Below are 17,964 nucleotides of genomic sequence, written 5' to 3'. Positions count from 1 at the left end.
GCATATTCACCTTTAAATAAATAATTAATGTGCGAAAGGAGATTGTGTTTGATAAGTGTGGGTATAAAGCTCATCGGAAATTAAATAACGATAAATATCATCTATCAGTTCTATTCCATTGGCTTTCGTATGCTCTTCATAAATATCCAGGTTCTGACCCGGATACAGCACTTTTTCAAAACCCGGCGCCGGGCGAAGTGCCACTAATTCGGCCAGCATCTGGCTGATATTTTTTCTGAATATCTGAGAAGAGGTAAAGAACGCCGGATTAATCACAATGTGCAACTGGCCGAGGTCACGACCGGCGGTGAGGTCTTCATACATCGAGCTGACGGAGCGCCCGAACGGCAGGCCGAGCAAAATACCGGACAACACATCGACCATCATCATCAGACCGTAGCCTTTCGGGCCGGACATCGGCAGAAGCGCTTCGACGGCATAAGGATCGGTGGTGGGATTGCCTGCGCCATCTACCGCCCAGGTGTCAGGGATTTTTTCATTGCGCGCCCGGGCATCAAGGATTTTCCCCCACGCCTGCACGGTGGTCGCCATGTCAAAGGTGATGATTTGCTCCCCTTCGCCGGGTGCGGCAAAGGCAATCGGGTTGGTGCCGTAATAGATGTCGGCGGAACCAAACGGCACCACCATCGGGTCAGACTGGCAAACGGAAACCGCGATCAAACCGGCTTTGGCCGCGCGGTGAACGAAATAAGACAGCGCGCCGCAATGCCCCATCTGTCGGATTCCCACCACGGCGACGCCTTTGGTTTTTGCCATGTCGATGGCATGTTCCATCGCCAGGTTTGCTGCGACGTGTCCGGGGCCGTTATCGGCATGCAGAATGCCGCTGCATGGCCCGGTTTCTTCCCACTGCAACGCCGGAGAGGTGTTGGTGCCGCCTCTGGCAATACGTTCGGCATAATATTCAACCCGCACCGCGCCGTGAGAATGGATGCCTCTGGCATCAGCATAAGAGAGCACGTCGGCCACCACGGCGGCATGTTCCGGCGTTAAACCGGCGGTGGTGAGTTTGCGGGCAATAAGCTGGTGTAATTCTTCGCGACTGACCTTCATCTGGCGTTCCTTATTTGCAGCGAATGAGGAGTTGAATAGCGAAGAAAATACGGGATATCCCGCGTGAGAATGTGATCTGAATAACTAATCAGGGATAGCGAAAATCAATTTGCTAATGCGCATTTTTTCTTATTAATTTTTTATTTAATCGTTATTCATTATTTAATTTTTTCACATGTAAATCAGCGTGGTTATTTAATTAAACCTGACAATAAATCAAGTGTGAGCCAGTTCACCTTGCGAGGTTTTATTTCTGCGTAGCCTGCGTCTCACCGTCTGAAAATATAAGGGAAGCAGATGATCCACGCCTGTATTAAAAAAGGAAGTTTTCAGGATTCCGTCAGCCTGATGATTATTTCCCGCCAGCTCAGTGAATCACCGGACGTTGACGATGTATCGGTGATGATGGGGACACCCGCCAATAAAGCGTTATTAGAAGCCACCGGTTTCTGGCATGCCTGTTTTGAACAGGCGACGCCGAATGATATCTGCGTGGCGGTGCGTAGCGAAAGTCGCGAAGCAGGCATTATTGCTGCGATTACCGCACAGCTTGAAGACGCCTTAAAAGCCATGTCAGCCGGGCAACGCGGCGGGCGATCTCTGCCGGTAGCGCGCCGTTTTTCCAGCGCGGAACAACGCCTTCCTGACGCTAATCTGATGCTGATTTCCATTGCGGGCGAGTATGCCGCCGGGCTGGCGCATCAGGCGCTCGACAGTGGCCGCAACGTGATGATTTTCTCTGATAACGTCACGCTGGAAGACGAAATCGCGCTTAAACAAAAAGCCTGTGAGAAAGGGTTGCTGGTGATGGGGCCGGATTGCGGCACCGCCATTATTGCCGGTGCACCGCTGGCGTTTGCCAATGTGTTGCCGCAAGGCGTGATTGGCGTGACCGGCGCATCCGGTACCGGCATTCAGGAACTGACGTCGCAAATTGCGCTGAACGGACAGGGCATTTCGCAGGCTATCGGCCTCGGAGGACGCGATCTTTCCGCGCAGGTCGGCGGCATCAGTGCGCTGACGTCGCTGAAGATGCTGGCGGAGGATCCGCAAAGTCAGGTGCTGGCCTTTGTCTCCAAACCCCCGGCAGATGCCGTTCGCCTGAAAGTGATGGCAGCGATGAAAGCTATTCGTAAGCCAGTGGTGGCGCTGTTTCTCGGTGCGCCGGTCAGCCAGGCACGTGACGGCAATGTCTGGCTGGCATCGACCCTCGATGAAGCGGCACGCATCGCCTGCCTGCTGGCGCGGGTGGTTCAGGTTGCCGCATCGCAGCCTGATGTCACGGGTAAAAAAATCGCCGGATTGTTTACCGGTGGCACGCTGGCCGCCGAGGCCGCAATGGTGCTGGCCGGTCTGCTGGACGTGGAAGCCGATCATGTCCATGAGCACGGCACCATGCTTGACCACAACGGACACCGCATCATTGATTTGGGCGACGATTTCTACACCGTTGGCAAACCGCATCCGATGATTGACCCGACCTCGCGGGAACAGCTGATTCTCGGGCTGGCCGGTAAATCTGAAACCGGCGTGCTGCTGCTGGATGTGGTCATTGGTTATGGTGCGCAGCGCGATCCGGCCGGTTCGGTGGCAACGGCTGTCAGGCAACTGATGACGCAGCGCGCCCGACATGCGCCGCTGGTGGTGATCGCCATGGTGACGGGCAGTGAGCAGGATCCGCAGTGCCGTTCGCAGCAAATCGCCCTATTGCGCGAGGCGGGCATTTTGGTGGTGCAAACCCTGCCGGAAGCCACGCTGCTGGCACACACCTTATGTACCCAAACTGCCGTGACACCTGCGGCATCAACTTGCCCGCTGTTGTCGCAGGTCGCGGTGATCAACGCCGGACTGCGCAGTTTTGCGCTGGATTTGCAATCGGCTTCGGTGCCGGTCGTGCACTACCCATGGTCGCCCGTTGCGGGTGGCAATCTCCGGCTGGCCAGCTTGTTAAAACAACTGGGCTGAGCCGTTTCCCCTCTTCGGATAACGAGACATCTTATGAAAAATACCCTCGAACAGGCCAATACCGCCGTTATCGAACGCATTCGTCAGGCGCGACCGCACTGGCTTGATGTTCAGCCCGCCCGTCAGGTGATCCCGGTGCTGAATCAGGGAAAAACCCTGCTGCATGCAGGTCCGCCCGTCTGCTGGGAAGACATGACCGGCCCGGTGCGCGGTGCCTGCATCGGCGCCTGTCTGTTTGAAGGCTGGGCGCAGGATGAACAACGTGCGTTGCAATTACTGAATAGTGGCGAAATCCGGTTTGTGCCTTGCCATCACGTCAGTGCGGTCGGGCCGATGGGCGGTATCACGTCGGCGAACATGCCGGTGCTGGTGATCGGCAATCTCACTGACGGCAACCGTGCTTTCTGCAACATGAACGAAGGTATCGGCAAGGTGATGCGTTTCGGTGCCTATGGCCCGGATGTTCAGATGCGTTTGCGCTGGATGCGCGACGTGCTGGCACCGGCACTGAGTGGCGCGTTGCATCGTCTCGAGCGCGGTATCGATTTAACGGCGATGATGGCGCAGGGCATTACGATGGGCGATGAATTCCATCAGCGCAATATCGCCACTTCGGCGTTACTGATGCGTTCGCTGGCACCGCAACTGGCGGCAGGCAATCTGGATAAAACCACGCTGACTGACGTTTTGCATTTTCTGAGTACGACCGATCAGTTCTTCCTCAATCTGGCGATGGCTTACTGCAAGGCGGCAATGGATGCCGGTGCGGCCATCGGCAAAGGCAGTATCGTCACCGCCATGACCCGCAACGGCAAAGAGTTTGGTATCCGCGTCAGCGGCCTCGGTGACCGCTGGTTTACCGCACCGGTCAATATGCCGCAGGGGTTGTTCTTCAGCGGCTACAGCCAGCAAGACGCCAACCCGGACATGGGCGACAGCGCCATCACGGAAACCTTTGGCGTCGGCGGCGCAGCGATGATTGCCGCGCCGGGCGTGACCCGTTTTGTCGGCGCAGGCGGGATGGACGCCGCCATCACCGTGTCTGAGGAAATGGCGGAAATCTTCCTCGAACGCAACATGATGCTGCAAATTCCCGGCTGGGATTTTCAGGGCGCCTGCCTCGGGCTGGATGTGCGGCGTGTGGTGGAAACCGGCATCACGCCGCTGATTAACACCGGCATTGCTCACCGCGAACCGGGGATTGGTCAGATTGGTGCAGGCACGGTACGTGCGCCGCTGGCCTGCTTCGAACAGGCGCTGGAGGCTCTGGCGGAACATCTCGGGGTGCATCCTCAGGTATGAATATTCCCGCACCGCTGGCGGTCAGCGCTCACGCACCGGTATGTCCCGGTGACTGGCTGGTCGTTGGTTTGTTTTCCCGCGCCATCAACCTGATCAATGAGCGGGGCGAATGGCTGACGCTGCATCGATACGGCAAAGGGTTGAGCCCGATGGGATGGCTGTTGCGGGCGCGGGATTTTGAAGGGCTACTCAGTCGTCTGACGTTGGGCGATGTGATGCGGGCGGGTGCTGAAAACCCGCCCGCGCGCAGACTGGATTTGCACGTAACACAAGGCTCGCGGCAGCTTTACGACTATGTGCACGGTTTTCTGACCGGATGCCCGCAGCTTACGGGGCTGTTCGGTGAGCTTCGTCAGGTTGTCCTTGAACCGCCCGGCGGAGAACTGGCGCATATTCAGCATCAGTTATTGCGGCAGTTGCAGGGGCATCGCGTTGACTGGCAGAACGTAGTGGGCAAAGGCGCGGGGCTGACACCGAGCCACGACGACACGCTGACCGGCATGTTGCTGGTGTGTGCGGCGCACGGGTTGCCGGTCGGTGACTTTTTTGATCATACACCGGACCTGCGCACGCTCACATCATCGGTCAGTTGCGCCTATCTGCATCATGCGGTGAGAAGACAATTTTCCACCCCATTGCTGCATCTGATTCGTGCCCGGCGCGCAGAGCAGGTTCTGGCGCTGGGGCACACGTCGGGTGCCGATACGCTGCTTGGCGTCTGGCTGGCATTGACGCTTTTAAGGGAACACTTTCTTTAAGGAGGAAACATGGAAACTTTAGTGGTCGCACTGGGCGGTAATGCGCTTTTACAACGTGGCGAATGCCTGTCGGCTGAAAATCAGTATCGCAATATTGCGACGGTGGCCGGTGCGCTGGCGCGGCTGGCGACGCGCTACCGTCTGGCGATTGTTCACGGCAACGGGCCCCAGGTCGGATTGTTGTCATTACAAAATCAGGCGTATACGGAGGTGCCCGCCTATCCGCTGGATATTCTGGTCGCAGAAACACAGGGCATGATCGGGTTTATGCTGGCGCAAATGCTCGGGCAGCAGACGGGCATGCCAGAGGTGTCCACCGTGCTGACGCGCATTGAAGTCGACAGCCGCGATCCGGCGTTTGCCTCTCCCGAAAAATTTATCGGGCCGGTGTACCCGCCGGGATCTCAGCAGGAACTGGAAAATCTGCATGGCTGGAAAATGAAAGCCGACGGGGCTTATTTGCGCCGCGTGGTGGCGTCACCCGTGCCTAAGCGGATTGTGGATATCGACGCTATTCAGCAATTGCTGGCGCGCGGGCACGTGGTGATTTGTAATGGCGGTGGCGGTATTCCGGTGTTTGAAGATGGCAACGGCGCGCAGGCGGTAATCGACAAGGATTTGTCGGCAGCGCTGCTGGCGCGTCAACTGAAGGCGCAAAAGCTGGTGATCCTGACCGATGCCGATGCGGTGTATGAACACTGGGGCACGCCGCAGCAACGGGCGATCCGTCGTGCGACGCCCGCGCAGCTCGCGCCTTTTGCGCAAAACGACGGTTCGATGGGCCCCAAAGTCGCGGCGGTCAGCGCGTTTGTGAATTACAGCGGCTATCCGGCCTATATCGGCGCGCTGGATCAGATCGAGGCGGTGCTGGCGGGAGACGCCGGAACCTGTATTTCGGCAACGGCGTAAGAAAACGGCTCCGCATCGACGGAGCCGTGAGTTACCAGTCCTGCGGGGTTTCTTCCTGCCCGGCGCGGAACTGACCACGCGGCATAATGTTCAGCGTTTCATGCAGTTCTGACCAGACCAGCACAACCTCGCCACTTTTCAGCTGACGTTTCACGTCATCGACTTTTTGTTCCAGCGATCGTTCCTGCTCGCCGTAATCGGTGCCTTCGCGCAATACGAAGGATTCCACCACGCTGGTGAGCAGTTCAGCGTCCAGTTCCTGCCAGGGAATAATCACTCTGTTGTTTCCTTAGTCTTATTTTCTAAATACGGGGCGATCCAGGCCGGAATGCGTTGCTCCAGCCACATCTGCGGATGACGTAAGCTGCCGGAAACAAACCCGACATGTCCGCCATGTTCTGTTAACTGATATTCCACGCAATCCGGTAAATCTTCTGCTTTCGGGATGACCTCCGGCGTCATAAACGGGTCGTCTTTGGCGTGGATAATCAGCAACGGCGTTCTGATCTGCGCCAGTAACGGCAGGCCGCTGCACCGGCGGTAATAATCCAGCGCGTCGGTAAATCCGTGTGCTTTTGAGGTGATGGCGTCGTCGAATTCACGAAGGTAACGCATGGCTTTTAGCTGCTCCAGCGTGACGGGCAATGTGCCCGGATATTTCGCCAGTTTGCGCGAGGCATTGCCTTTGAGCTGATCGAGCAGATAGCGCTGATAAATCCGTGATGAACCTTGTTCCAGCCGGTAAGCGCAAGGTTCCAGCATCAGCGGCGCGGAGACCACCACGGCGGCGCTCAGCGTACACGTTTCCCCTTCCTGCCCGAGATAACAGGCCAGCATATTGCCGCCGAGCGACACGCCCACCGCGCCGGTCGGGACTTCGCCATAAGTTTCATTGAGCCAGCGAATGAAAAAACGGGCGTCTTCGGTTTCACCGGAATGGTAAATACGCAGCAGTTTATTGGGTTCACCGCTGCATCCGCGAAAATGCATGACGACGCCGAGCCAGCCTTTGTCTTTCCAGGCCTGCAATAGACCGTGGGCATAAGGGCTGAAGAAACTGCCTTCCAGTCCGTGAAACAGGATCATGCGTGGTTTATGTCGCGCCTGTTCCGGGTCTTCAGTCCAGGCTAAATCCAGAAAATCCCCGTCCGGCGTATCCAGCCTTTGCCAGTGAGGTTTGAGTTTTGCGTGCCGCCGAACGAGCCGCGGTAACAGCGTCTGGATGTGAGGATTACTGGCTCCGCGCAGGGGGCGAAAGGATTCAAACATAAGATGAATAAATTTCTCTTAAGAGACTCTTGTGCGATCAATATCACGCTGTTAGCTTCAATGCTATCGCACATCTTTCGGGTCGGAGAACCCAAATTAAATGGAACCTGGTTTATTTTTCTCGATGCTTGGATTTTTATGGGTCGCCGCTATCACCCCTGGCCCGAACAATATGTTGTTAACCACGTCTGGCGCTAACTTCGGGTTCTTCCGCTCACTCTGGCTGATGGTCGGCATTATGCTTGGCATGCAAAGTATTTTGCTGCTGGTGGCGTTTGGGGTCGGCGGGCTCATCACGATTTATCCTGCGTTACATCTGTTCCTCAAAATCGCCGGTAGCCTGTATCTGCTGTGGCTGGCGTGGAAGATTGCGACATCTGCCTATGAAAAACTGGAAACCGGCGCCCCGCCACCCAGGCCGATCCGCTTGTATCAGGGCTGGTTGCTGCAATTCCTCAACCCGAAAGCGTGGCTGATGGGGCTGGGCGCGGTCGCGAGCTTCAGTCTGGCCGGTGCCGCCTATAACCACTCTATTGCCGGTATCAGCCTCGGGATGTTCCTGGTCAATCTGGTGTCCGGGATCATCTGGCTTGGCTTCGGTACCGTAATTGGCCGCCTGCTGCGCAGCAGGCGTGCGTGGTATACCTTTAATATCGCGATGGGGATCCTGACCGCCGCCTGCGTATTGCTGATCTGGCACTGATTTGCAGACAAAAGAAAGGCGCCGTCGTGGCGCCTTTCTCATTTCTTACCGAACGATCTTCTAGTCGAGATCAAAGGCCTTCGACATGTCTTCCAGTTGTTCCTGTGCATCGAGCCAGGTCATTTCGGTCTCTTCCAGCGCGCCTTTCACTTTGGTCTGCTGTTGCAGACATTCGGTGAGATCGGCTTTACGGCTGTTGTCGTAAATCGCGGAATCAGCCAGACGCTCTTCAATGGTCGCCAGTTCTGTACTTAATTTTTCCATCTGCGCTTCAAGTTTGGTGATTTGCTTACGCAGCGGCTGGGTCTGATTGCGGAAATCGGCTTCGCGACGTTTCTGGTCTTTACGCGACTGCGCGCTGTTAACGCCGCCGTCTTTGGCCGGTGCGTCCTGCTGGCTTTCCTGACGCTGAATGTCCACCAGCCATTGCTGATAATCTTCCAGATCGCCGTCGAACTGTTCCACTTTGCCGCCGTGTACCAGATACAAATCGTCAGTGGTGGAGCGCAGTAAGTGGCGGTCATGCGACACGACAACCATCGCGCCCTCGAAGTCGATCAGCGCTTCGGTCAGCGCCTGACGCATATCGAGATCCAGGTGGTTGGTCGGTTCATCGAGCAACAGCAGGTTAGGGCGCTGCCAGACAATCAGTGCCAGCACCAGACGCGCTTTTTCACCGCCGGAGAATCGCCCGGTAGGATCCGTCACTTTATCGCCGTGGAAACCAAATCCACCGAGATAATCGCGCAACTGCTGTTCGGTTTCTTTGTTCGCCAGGCGCACCAGATGTTGCAGCGGCGAATCTTCTGCGCGCAGGAACTCCAGCTGATGCTGCGCGAAGTAACCGAGTTTGACGCCTTTCGCCAGACCAATGTCACCGTGAAGCGGCGGCATGGAGCCAGCCAGCAGTTTGATCAGCGTGGACTTCCCGGCCCCGTTACGGCCCAGTAAGCCGATACGTGAACCCGGCACCAGATTCAGTTTGATCGACTCCAGAATCGTGGTGTCGCCATAACCGGCGCTGACTTTTTCCATCCGCAACAGCGGATCGGGCAAACTTTCCGGCGAGCGGAAGCTAAAATGAAAAGGATTGTCGACGTGCGCCGGGGCTATCAGCTCCATGCGTTCCAGCATTTTAATACGGCTTTGCGCCTGCTTGGCTTTGGTCGCCTGCGCACGGAAACGGTCAATATAACTTTGCAGATGCGCCACTTTCTCCTGCTGACTTTCAAACAATGCCTGCTGTTGCGACAGTTTGGTCGCACGCTGGCGTTCGAAAGACGAGTAGTTACCGGTGTATTCGTTCAGCGTCTGCTGTTCGATATGCAGTATTTTATCGATGATCGGATCGAGAAAGTCCCGGTCATGGGAAATCAGCACCAGCGTGCCGGTGTAGCTTTTCAGCCATTTCTCCAGCCAGATGACGGCGTCGAGATCCAGGTGGTTAGTCGGTTCATCGAGCAGCAGTAAATCAGAACGGCAAATCAGCGCCTGCGCAAGGTTGAGACGCATGCGCCACCCGCCGGAGAACGATTTGACTGGCTGCTGCAACTGATTCTGAGTAAAGCCCAATCCGCTGAGCAGGCTCGCCGCGCGCGCCGGAATGGTCCAGGCGTTGATGGCGTCGAGTTTACCGTGCAGCGTGGCGATAGCGTGGCCGTCATCACGCTCGTTAGCGTGCTGCAATTGCGCTTCCAGTTGGCGAAATTCGCGGTCACCGTCGATAACATACTCTATCGCAGGCTGGTCCAGAGCGGGTGTTTCCTGATTGACCCAGGCCAGCGCCCAGTTGGACGGAAACGTCAGGTTGCCTGCATCGGCGCTCATTTCACCTTTAAGCAGCGAAATCAGGGTGGATTTACCGCAGCCATTTTTGCCCACCAGCCCGACTTTCTGGCCGGGATTGATGGTCGCAGACGCGTTGTCCAGCAGCACGTTAGTGCCGCGTCGGATTTGTAAGGAGGAGAAAACAATCATAAAGCGCCGTGTTGAGAGTATGTTAAATTGTCATGATAATGATTTAAACAAGACGTATCGCGTCCCATTTTGTCTTTGCGAAGCATGGTAACGGAAAAACCGCACCCTGACGACGCTTTGGAGGTATTGATGTCGCAGCCACCAAAGGTTTTGCTGCTGTACGCCCACCCGGAATCACCCGATTCAGTCGCCAACCGCGTTTTGTTACAGCAGGCACAGCAACTTGAGCATGTCACCGTGCATGATTTGTACGCCCACTATCCTGATTTTTTTATTGATATCCACCGCGAACAACAACTGCTGCGTGAACACAAAGTGATTGTCTTCCAGCATCCTCTTTATACCTATAGTTGCCCGGCTTTATTAAAGGAATGGATGGATCGCGTGCTGGCCCGGGGGTTTGCCAGCGGTGCTGGCGGGAATGCGCTTAACGGCAAATACTGGCGTTCGGTCGTTACCACCGGCGAGCCGGAAGGCGCTTACCGTGCGGGCGGTTATAACCGTTATCCGATGTCCGATATTATGCGTCCGTTCGAGCTGACGTCGGCGATGTGCCATATGCACTGGATGACGCCAATCGTTATTTACTGGGCGCGACGTCAGAAACCTGATGTGTTGCAGAGCCATGCCGAAGCGTACGGCGAATGGCTGCAATCCCCGTTGCCGCATGGGGGGATCGTCTGATGGACGTTTCAAGTATTCCTACGGCAATCCTGCTGTTTTTATTCGCTGCGGTGGTCGCCGTGCCTCTGGCGCAACGTTTAGGTATCGGCGCGGTACTCGGCTATTTGCTGGCGGGGATTGCCATCGGCCCGTGGGGCTTAGGTTTTATCCGTGACGTGGATGAGATCCTGCACTTCTCCGAACTGGGCGTGGTTTTCCTGATGTTTATCATCGGGCTGGAACTGAATCCCGGTAAGTTGTGGGCGCTGCGGCGGCAAATCTTTGGCGTCGGTGCCGGGCAGGTGATCCTGACCGCGCTGGTGCTTGGCGGTTTGTTGTATCTCACGAAGTTTTCCTGGCAGGCGGCGGTGATTGGCGGTATCGGGCTGGCGATGTCATCCACGGCGATGGCACTGCAACTGATGCGCGATAAAGGCATGACGCGTAACGAAGGCGGCCAGTTGGGTTTTGCCGTGCTGCTGTTCCAGGATATCGCGGTGATCCCGGCACTGGCGCTGATCCCGATTCTGGCGGGGGGCTCCGAAGGCAGCAATAACTGGGAAATGATCGGCCTGAAAGTGCTGGCCTTTGGCGGGATGTTGATTGGCGGACGCTATCTGCTGCGGCCGATTTTCCGGCTGATTGTGGCCTCCGGCGTGCGTGAAGTGTTTACCGCCGCCGCGTTGCTGGTGGTGCTCGGCTCGGCGCTGTTTATGGATACGCTGGGCTTTTCGATGGCACTCGGGACGTTCATCGCCGGGATTTTACTGGCTGAAAGTGAATATCAGCACGAACTGGAAATCGCTATCGAGCCATTTAAGGGTTTACTGCTCGGGCTGTTCTTTATTTCTGTCGGCATGGCGCTGAATCTGGGTGTGCTTTATACCCATATTTTGCTGGTGCTGGCGGGCGTGATTGTTCTGGTGACTGTCAAAGGTGCCTTGTTGTACGGGCTGTCCCGTGTATTTGGCTTGCGTACTTCGGTCCGGCTGCAATTTTCCGCCGTGCTCAGTCAGGGCGGTGAATTTGCTTTCGTGCTGTTCTCGGCGGCGGGCGCGCAGAAAGTGATTTCTTCGTCGCAGCTTTCGCTGTTGCTGGTGGTGGTGACGTTATCAATGATGACCACGCCGCTGCTGATGCAGTGGGTTGACCGGATTTTGGTGCGACGCTACAACGACGGCGAAGAAAGCGACGAAAAGCATTTTGTTCAGGATGACGAACCGCAGGTGATTATTGTCGGGTTCGGGCGCTTCGGGCAGGTGATCGGACGTTTGCTGATGGCGAACAAAATGCGCATTACGGTGCTGGAGCGTGATATCAGCGCCGTCGGGTTGATGCGGACTTACGGCTACAAAGTCTATTACGGCGATGCAACCGAACTGGAGTTACTCAGGGCGTCCGGCGCGGAAAAGGCAAAGTCGATCGTTATTACCTCCAATGAGCCGGAAGATACGATGGCTATCGTGCATTTATGCCAGCAGCATTTTCCCCATCTGAATATTCTGGCGCGTGCCCGTGGCCGTGTGGAAGCGCATGAGCTTTTGCAGGCCGGCGTAGTGAATTTTTCCCGCGAGACGTTTTCTAGTGCGCTGGAGCTTGGGAAGAAAGCACTCGTGACGCTGGGCATGCATCCGCACAGTGCGTATCGCGCGCAGCAACATTTTCGCCGGCTCGACATGCGGATGTTGCGTGAACTGGTGCCGCAAAACCGCGGCGACGTTGCGCAGATTTCCCGCGTGAAAGAGGCCCGGCGAGAGCTGGAAGACATCTTTCAGAGTGAAATGCATAACGAACGTCGCCAGCTTGATGGCTGGGACGATGACGAATAGCCCGGTAGCAGAAAAATAATTTCGGTGGTTGATCGAAAACTGACCGGACGCAATATCGGAAATTTCAGGAGAAGTAACATGGCTACAACCCGTAAACGGTTCATCGCTGGTGCGGTGTGTCCGAAATGTAAGGCGATGGATACACTGGCTTTATGGCAGGAAGATCAGGTTGAAGTGGTGGAGTGTGTAAAGTGCGGACACCATCAGCGTCAGACTGACGCGCAGGTCAGCAAGAAGCTTCGCCCGGAAGAGCAGGTGATTGGTATTTTCGATCCGAAGTAGCGTTATGGCTCGTGTTTTTTTATGCTGGTAGTACAGAGACGCGGATTTCCGCTACACTCTTCGCCAAATTTATCCGATCGCGCTTTTCAGGATGATCTCATCGAAAAGTGGCCGTCACTGAATTAGCCTTAAGCGAAGTTGCGTGCGTTATGCAACGCCCGCAGACAAAAAATTGAGTTTCCAACGGTAGGAGTTATCATGAAAGTAGCAAAAGACCTGGTCGTCAGCGTGGCATATCAGGTACGTACAGAAGACGGTGTGTTGGTTGATGAATCTCCGGTGAGCGCACCGTTGGATTACCTGCACGGCCATGGTTCCCTGATCTCCGGTCTGGAAACTGCACTTGATGGTCATGCAATTGGTGACGTATTTGACGTACATGTTGGCGCGAACGATGCTTACGGCAACTACGACGACAACCTGGTTCAGCGCGTGCCTAAAGACGTGTTCATGGGTGTTGATGAGCTGGAAGTCGGTATGCGTTTCCTGGCTGATACCGATCAGGGCCCGGTTCCTGTCGAAATCACTGAAGTTGATGGCGACCACGTTGTGGTTGATGGCAACCACATGCTGGCTGGCCAGAACCTGAACTTCCACGTTGAAGTGGTGGCAATCCGTGAAGCGACCGAAGAAGAACTGGCTCATGGCCACGTTCATGGCGAACACGGCCACGATCATGGTCACGACCATGAACACGGTGACGGTTGCTGCGGTGGTCACGGCCACGACCATGATCACGACCACGGTCATGATCACGGCAAAAAAGGCGGTTGCGGCGGTAACGGCGGCTGCGGTTGTCATTAATCGCCCGCACAGTGATATAACAGTGATATAAACGAAAGGCGCCGCAAGGGCTAATGCCGGTCACTTAAGGAAATGAGGCCCGTGAATTTGGGCCTTCGATGAAGAAAAATAGCGCTATAAGCCTGATTCCTTCATTATCCTTTGAAGCACAAAAATGAATTTGTATTCATAAAAATGCTTAAGTGACCGGCATTAGCCGCAAGGGCGCCTTTTTGTTGCGTCGCAATCCGTATCAATAATGCGGTGGCGGCGTTTCTTCCGACTGATCGGCAATCATTGATGGCTGGCTGGCACGCAGTTTGTCTGTCAGCAGGCGCAGGTGATCGTGCAGTCTGCTCATTTCCAACTGATGCTGTGTGACAATCATGTTCAGCTCTTCAATGGTAATTTCCTGAAAAGCCAGTTTGTTTTCCAGCATCTCCAGACGTTGTTCAATGGTATTTGAGTTCATCATCATTACCTCACTGTATGGCTCGTGTTGATCATGTTGTGCACTGACCTGAACCTCATCCTGTATTGTAGACCGGCGATTCTACCCGTAAAGCCGCAGGATTACCTGACCTCCCTGACGCTTTATCCGTATATCCCGATCGTGTGACGAAACTTATTGATGTAAAAAAGGTCGGAATAAGACGCTAATGGCGTGTATAGAGATTGTTTTGTCGTGAGACGGACAGTTATAGTAACCGCCGAACTTTCGTAATTATTACCAGAGGTCACAGATTTCTGGTCCTGGAGAAATGGATGAAATCACTGTTTAAAGTAACTCTGCTGGCAACCACCATGGCTATCGCCCTGAATGCCACTCAGGTTATGGCTGCTGAAGCCACAGCACCGGCCGCTGCTGCAACTGCGCCAGCCGCTGCCCCTGCTGCAACTGCTCCGGCAGCAACAGATACGGCCAAATTCAAAAGTGATGATGAGCAGGCTGCGTATGCTCTGGGTGCATCGCTGGGTCGCTACATGGACAACTCCCTGAAAGAGCAAGAAAAGCTGGGCATCAAACTGGATAAAGACCAGTTGATCGCCGGTGTTCAGGACGCGTTCGCGAACAAAAGCAAACTGTCTGATCAGGAAATCGAGCAGACTCTGCAAACCTTCGAAGGCCGTGTGAAAGCATCAGCACAGGCTAAGATGGAGCAGGACGCGAAAGCTAACGCTGACAAAGGCGACAAATTCCGTGCTGATTTCACCAAAGAAAAAGGCGTGAAGAAAACTGAGTCAGGTCTGTTGTATCAGGTTGAAAAACCAGGTGCCGGCGCAGCGCCTAAAGACAGCGATACCGTTGTCGTTAACTACAAAGGTACCCTGACCGACGGTACAGAGTTTGATAATTCTTATACCCGCGGTGAGCCGCTGTCCTTCCGTCTTGACGGTGTAATTCCTGGCTGGACTGAAGGCCTGAAACACATCAAGAAAGGCGGCAAAATCAAGCTGGTCATCCCACCGGCACTGGCCTACGGTAAAACTGGCGTTCCGGGGATCCCGGCTAACTCCACTCTGGTGTTCGATGTTGAACTGCTGGATGTGAAAGCGGCACCTAAGGCTGACCCGAAAGCAGCTGAAAAACCTGCTGAAGCAGCACCAAAAGCAAACTAAGTTGCTGCTGAGTCGTTGCAGAAAACCGTCGCTAAATGCGGCGGTTTTTTTTCGCCTCTCACTTTTCTTGCCGCCTGTCCTTCATTTTATTGAGGTTACTCTATGATGATAACTTGACGCTTTTGTTTCCCCGGCATAACGTCACAGATCCATATAATCGTAAGGCCGTTTTTTCTGTGTCTTTGATACAGTAACGACCGTGGAATGATGAATAATGCGTCCTGACTCCCGTTGGAAGGCGCGATAGAGAGGGTGGTAGCTTCGATGTCTAATTCGCTTATAACTGGCGAAACCGGTGAACTGGATTTGCTGGACCAACGTCCGTTCAGCCAGGTCGATCATGAGATTTTGTCTTCATACGAGGCCGTGGTGGACGGGCTTGCGATGCTGATCGGTGAGCATTGCGAAATTGTTCTGCATTCACTGGAAGACCTGAAATGTTCAGCGGTCCGTATTGCTAATGGTGAGCATACTGGTCGTAAAATCGGCTCGCCAATTACGGATTTAGCGCTGCGCATGTTGCATGACATGACCGGTGCGGACAGTAATGTGTCCAAAGCTTATTTCACCCGCGCGAAAAGTGGTGTGCTGATGAAGTCAGTCACCATCGCTATTCGCAACCGTGAGCAACGCGTGATTGGCTTGCTGTGCATCAACATGAATCTTGACGTACCTTTCTCGCAAATCATTCAGACCTTTATGCCGCCTGAGACGCAGGAAGTGGCATCGTCCGTGAACTTCGCGTCATCCGTAGATGATCTGGTGGCTCAGACGCTGGAATTCACCATTGAAGAAGTCAACGCTGACCGCAACGTATCTAACAATGCGAAGAACCGTCAGGTGGTTCTGAATCTTTATGAAAAGGGTATTTTTGATATCAAAGACGCGATTAATCAGGTTGCGGATCGCCTCAACATTTCTAAGCACACGGTCTACCTGTATATCCGCCAGTTTAAAAGCGGTGATCTGGTGGGGAACGAACGTTGAAACTGCGTTACTGCCTGCTGGTCACCGGCCCTGCATACGGCACTCAGCAAGCCAGTGCCGCGTATCAGTTTGCACTGGCGCTGATCGCCAGCGGTCATCATCTCGACAGCGTGTTTTTTTATCGTGAAGGTGTGCTCAATGGTAATTTGCTTTCCGCGCCGGCATCCGATGAATTCGATTTAGTCCGATCCTGGCAGCGCATGGCGGCAGATTACCAGGTGGCACTCAATGTGTGCGTAGCTGCCGCATTACGCCGCGGTGTGATAGATGAAACAGAAGCCCATAATCAGGGGCACGGGCAGACTAACTTGCAGCCGGGTTTTACCCTGACCGGACTGGGCAGTCTGGCTGAAGCTTCGTTGACCTGTGATCGTCTGGTGCAGTTCTGATGTGTGAATGCAGGGAGCAATAATGAAGAAGATCGCGTTTGTATTCACCCAGGGTCCGCACGGTACGTCTGCAGGACGGGAAGGGCTGGATGCGTTGCTGGCAACGTCAGCGCTGACCGAAGATATTGGTGTATTTTTCATAGCTGATGGTGTTTTCCAGTTAATGCCAGCGCAGCAGCCGGAAAAAATTTTGGCGCGTAATTATATTGCCACGTTCGGCGTGTTATCTCTTTACGATGTCGATCAGTGTTTCGTTTGTGAAGAGTCATTAAAGACACGGGGCCTGTCGGCTGGCCATGAATGGGTTCTGGATGTTGAGCCGTTGCCCGTGACTGAAATTCGCCAGCGACTGGCCGAATATGATGTGGTAATGACGTTTTAAATCAGGAAACTCCATGCTTTTTACTCTTGCCAATTCCCCGCAACATTGTGATTTTTCATTGCTTATTCACATGATCGCCCAGGACGATGCGCTTCTGCTGATGCAGGATGGCGTGCTGGCTGCACTTGATGGCAGTGAGGCATGCAACCTGATGAGTCAGCATGTGCAGTCCATTTATGTTTTAAGCGAAGATTTGGCGGCTCGTGGTCTGGTTGGTCAAATTTCACACAGAATCACATTGATCGACTATACTGGTTTCGTCGCGCTGACTGAGAAACATACCCAGCAAACAGCATGGTGAAACAACGATGTGCTGTATATTTCTTGACACCCTCTTAGGTCAGCCCTAAAATTCTGCGTCCCCATATTAGCTAATGCTTTTTATGGGGCGATTTATCACGCGTTTACAAAGTAGTTTATGAACCAAAATCCAGGAGCTTTTTAATGGCAACAATTAATCAGCTGGTACGCAAACCACGCTCTACGAAGGTTGCTAAAAGCAACGTTCCAGCGCTGGAAGCTTGCCCGCAGAAACGTGGCGTATGTACTCGTGTATATACCACCACTCCTAAAAAACCAAACTCCGCACTGCGTAAAGTCTGCCGTGTGCGTTTGACTAACGGTTTTGAAGTTACCTCCTACATCGGCGGTGAAGGTCACAACCTGCAGGAACACTCCGTGATCCTGATCCGTGGCGGTCGTGTAAAAGACTTGCCAGGTGTGCGTTATCACACCGTCCGTGGCGCACTGGACTGTTCAGGCGTTAAGGATCGTAAGCAATCTCGTTCTAAATACGGCGTTAAAAAGCCGAAGTCTTAATGGTTCTCCGTTAAGTAAGGCCAAACATTTTCACTTTACTGTCAAAATAAACTCTTAGAGTTTTGGACAATCCTGAATTAACAACGGAGTATTTCCATGCCACGTCGTCGCGTCATTGGTCAACGTAAAATCCTGCCAGATCCTAAGTTCGGATCCGAACTGCTGGCAAAATTCGTCAACATTCTGATGGTAGATGGTAAAAAATCTACTGCAGAAGCAATCGTCTACACACTGCAGAAGCAATCGTCTACAC

The 17,964-nt window shown here is 54.2% G+C and carries 20 protein-coding genes and 1 pseudogene; 16 read left to right on the top strand and 5 right to left on the bottom strand.

The window, feature by feature from the left end:
- Positions 1–24 precede the first annotated feature (24 nt).
- Entirely contained in the window at positions 25–1,074 is a 1,050-nt protein-coding gene (gene allD / locus AC1DUO_RS04240) for an ureidoglycolate dehydrogenase (RefSeq protein ID WP_013573649.1), read from the bottom strand.
- Positions 1,075–1,371: 297 nt separating this feature from the next.
- Between allD and fdrA the strand changes: the two genes are divergently transcribed.
- The 4 genes from fdrA to AC1DUO_RS04220 are packed head-to-tail and all read left to right on the top strand — an operon-like array spanning position 1,372 to position 6,008.
- Positions 1,372–3,039, top strand: coding sequence for an acyl-CoA synthetase FdrA (fdrA, locus tag AC1DUO_RS04235; protein WP_119261132.1), 1,668 nt, complete (start codon positions 1,372–1,374; stop codon positions 3,037–3,039).
- Between the two features lie 33 nt (positions 3,040–3,072).
- On the top strand, positions 3,073–4,341 hold the full coding sequence (locus tag AC1DUO_RS04230) for a YlbE family protein (RefSeq protein WP_013573651.1): 1,269 nt from the start codon (positions 3,073–3,075) through the stop codon (positions 4,339–4,341).
- On the top strand, positions 4,338–5,099 hold the full coding sequence (locus tag AC1DUO_RS04225; RefSeq protein ID WP_119261133.1) for an oxamate carbamoyltransferase subunit AllH family protein: 762 nt from the start codon (positions 4,338–4,340) through the stop codon (positions 5,097–5,099). Before AC1DUO_RS04230 ends, AC1DUO_RS04225 begins: the two co-directional genes overlap by 4 nt.
- 9 nt (positions 5,100–5,108) lie before the next feature.
- Positions 5,109–6,008: a carbamate kinase gene (locus AC1DUO_RS04220; protein ID WP_013573653.1), complete on the top strand. Its 900-nt coding sequence runs from the start codon at positions 5,109–5,111 to the stop codon at positions 6,006–6,008.
- Between the two features lie 31 nt (positions 6,009–6,039).
- Here the strand turns inward: AC1DUO_RS04220 and AC1DUO_RS04215 are convergent, their stop codons facing one another.
- Both AC1DUO_RS04215 and AC1DUO_RS04210 read right to left on the bottom strand, forming a co-directional pair.
- Entirely contained in the window at positions 6,040–6,285 is a 246-nt protein-coding gene (locus tag AC1DUO_RS04215; RefSeq protein ID WP_013573654.1) for a YheU family protein, read from the bottom strand.
- A complete protein-coding gene (locus AC1DUO_RS04210) occupies positions 6,282–7,277 on the bottom strand; it encodes a hydrolase (protein WP_014411530.1) in 996 nt (331 codons plus the stop codon). The genes AC1DUO_RS04215 and AC1DUO_RS04210 overlap by 4 nt, the downstream gene beginning before the upstream one ends.
- Positions 7,278–7,377: 100 nt before the next feature.
- Here AC1DUO_RS04210 and AC1DUO_RS04205 point away from each other — a divergent pair, with 100 nt between their 5' ends.
- Complete coding sequence (locus AC1DUO_RS04205; RefSeq protein WP_013573656.1) at positions 7,378–7,980, top strand: LysE family translocator; 603 nt, start codon at positions 7,378–7,380, stop codon at positions 7,978–7,980.
- 60 nt (positions 7,981–8,040) lie between these two features.
- Here the strand turns inward: AC1DUO_RS04205 and AC1DUO_RS04200 are convergent, their stop codons facing one another.
- Positions 8,041–9,957, bottom strand: a complete 1,917-nt coding sequence (locus tag AC1DUO_RS04200) for an ABC transporter ATP-binding protein (RefSeq protein WP_119261134.1) — start codon at positions 9,955–9,957, stop codon at positions 8,041–8,043.
- 129 nt (positions 9,958–10,086) lie between these two features.
- Here AC1DUO_RS04200 and kefG point away from each other — a divergent pair, with 129 nt between their 5' ends.
- The 4 genes from kefG (at position 10,087) to slyD (ending at position 13,535) form a co-directional block, all read left to right on the top strand.
- Positions 10,087–10,641 (top strand): glutathione-regulated potassium-efflux system ancillary protein KefG, encoded by a 555-nt coding sequence (kefG, locus tag AC1DUO_RS04195; RefSeq protein WP_014411531.1) that lies wholly within the window; start codon positions 10,087–10,089, stop codon positions 10,639–10,641.
- Positions 10,641–12,449, top strand: coding sequence for a glutathione-regulated potassium-efflux system protein KefB (gene kefB / locus AC1DUO_RS04190; RefSeq protein WP_013573659.1), 1,809 nt, complete (start codon positions 10,641–10,643; stop codon positions 12,447–12,449). The genes kefG and kefB overlap by 1 nt, the downstream gene beginning before the upstream one ends.
- Before the next feature lie 78 nt (positions 12,450–12,527).
- Positions 12,528–12,731 carry a YheV family putative zinc ribbon protein gene (locus AC1DUO_RS04185; RefSeq protein ID WP_013573660.1) on the top strand — a complete coding sequence of 68 codons (204 nt, stop codon included), beginning with the start codon at positions 12,528–12,530 and terminating at the stop codon, positions 12,729–12,731.
- A 198-nt stretch (positions 12,732–12,929) separates the two neighbouring features.
- Complete coding sequence (slyD, locus tag AC1DUO_RS04180; RefSeq protein ID WP_013573661.1) at positions 12,930–13,535, top strand: peptidylprolyl isomerase; 606 nt, start codon at positions 12,930–12,932, stop codon at positions 13,533–13,535.
- Positions 13,536–13,767: 232 nt separating this feature from the next.
- On the opposite strand, the gene AC1DUO_RS04175 is transcribed toward slyD, so the two are convergent.
- The gene (locus AC1DUO_RS04175; RefSeq protein ID WP_014411533.1) at positions 13,768–13,986 is read right to left on the bottom strand and encodes a protein SlyX; all 219 of its coding nucleotides are present in this window, start codon (positions 13,984–13,986) and stop codon (positions 13,768–13,770) included.
- A gap of 293 nt (positions 13,987–14,279) precedes the next feature.
- On the opposite strand from AC1DUO_RS04175, the gene fkpA reads away from it, so the two are divergent.
- The 7 genes and pseudogenes from fkpA to AC1DUO_RS04140 form a co-directional block, all read left to right on the top strand.
- Positions 14,280–15,134: an FKBP-type peptidyl-prolyl cis-trans isomerase gene (gene fkpA / locus AC1DUO_RS04170; RefSeq protein WP_013573663.1), complete on the top strand. Its 855-nt coding sequence runs from the start codon at positions 14,280–14,282 to the stop codon at positions 15,132–15,134.
- Positions 15,135–15,398: 264 nt separating this feature from the next.
- A complete protein-coding gene (locus tag AC1DUO_RS04165; RefSeq protein WP_013573664.1) occupies positions 15,399–16,121 on the top strand; it encodes a helix-turn-helix transcriptional regulator in 723 nt (240 codons plus the stop codon).
- Positions 16,118–16,510, top strand: coding sequence for a sulfurtransferase complex subunit TusD (gene tusD / locus AC1DUO_RS04160; protein ID WP_013573665.1), 393 nt, complete (start codon positions 16,118–16,120; stop codon positions 16,508–16,510). The genes AC1DUO_RS04165 and tusD overlap by 4 nt, the downstream gene beginning before the upstream one ends.
- 22 nt (positions 16,511–16,532) lie before the next feature.
- On the top strand, positions 16,533–16,892 hold the full coding sequence (gene tusC / locus AC1DUO_RS04155) for a sulfurtransferase complex subunit TusC (protein ID WP_013573666.1): 360 nt from the start codon (positions 16,533–16,535) through the stop codon (positions 16,890–16,892).
- Between the two features lie 13 nt (positions 16,893–16,905).
- Positions 16,906–17,193 carry a sulfurtransferase complex subunit TusB gene (gene tusB / locus AC1DUO_RS04150; protein WP_013573667.1) on the top strand — a complete coding sequence of 96 codons (288 nt, stop codon included), beginning with the start codon at positions 16,906–16,908 and terminating at the stop codon, positions 17,191–17,193.
- 143 nt (positions 17,194–17,336) lie between these two features.
- Entirely contained in the window at positions 17,337–17,711 is a 375-nt protein-coding gene (rpsL, locus tag AC1DUO_RS04145; protein ID WP_013573668.1) for a 30S ribosomal protein S12, read from the top strand.
- Positions 17,712–17,807: 96 nt separating this feature from the next.
- Positions 17,808–17,964: pseudogene (locus AC1DUO_RS04140) on the top strand (30S ribosomal protein S7); the annotation flags it as partial.

This window comes from Rahnella sp. P4_A8 (genome assembly GCF_056402435.1).
This window is presented reverse-complemented; position numbering and strand designations above follow the sequence as displayed.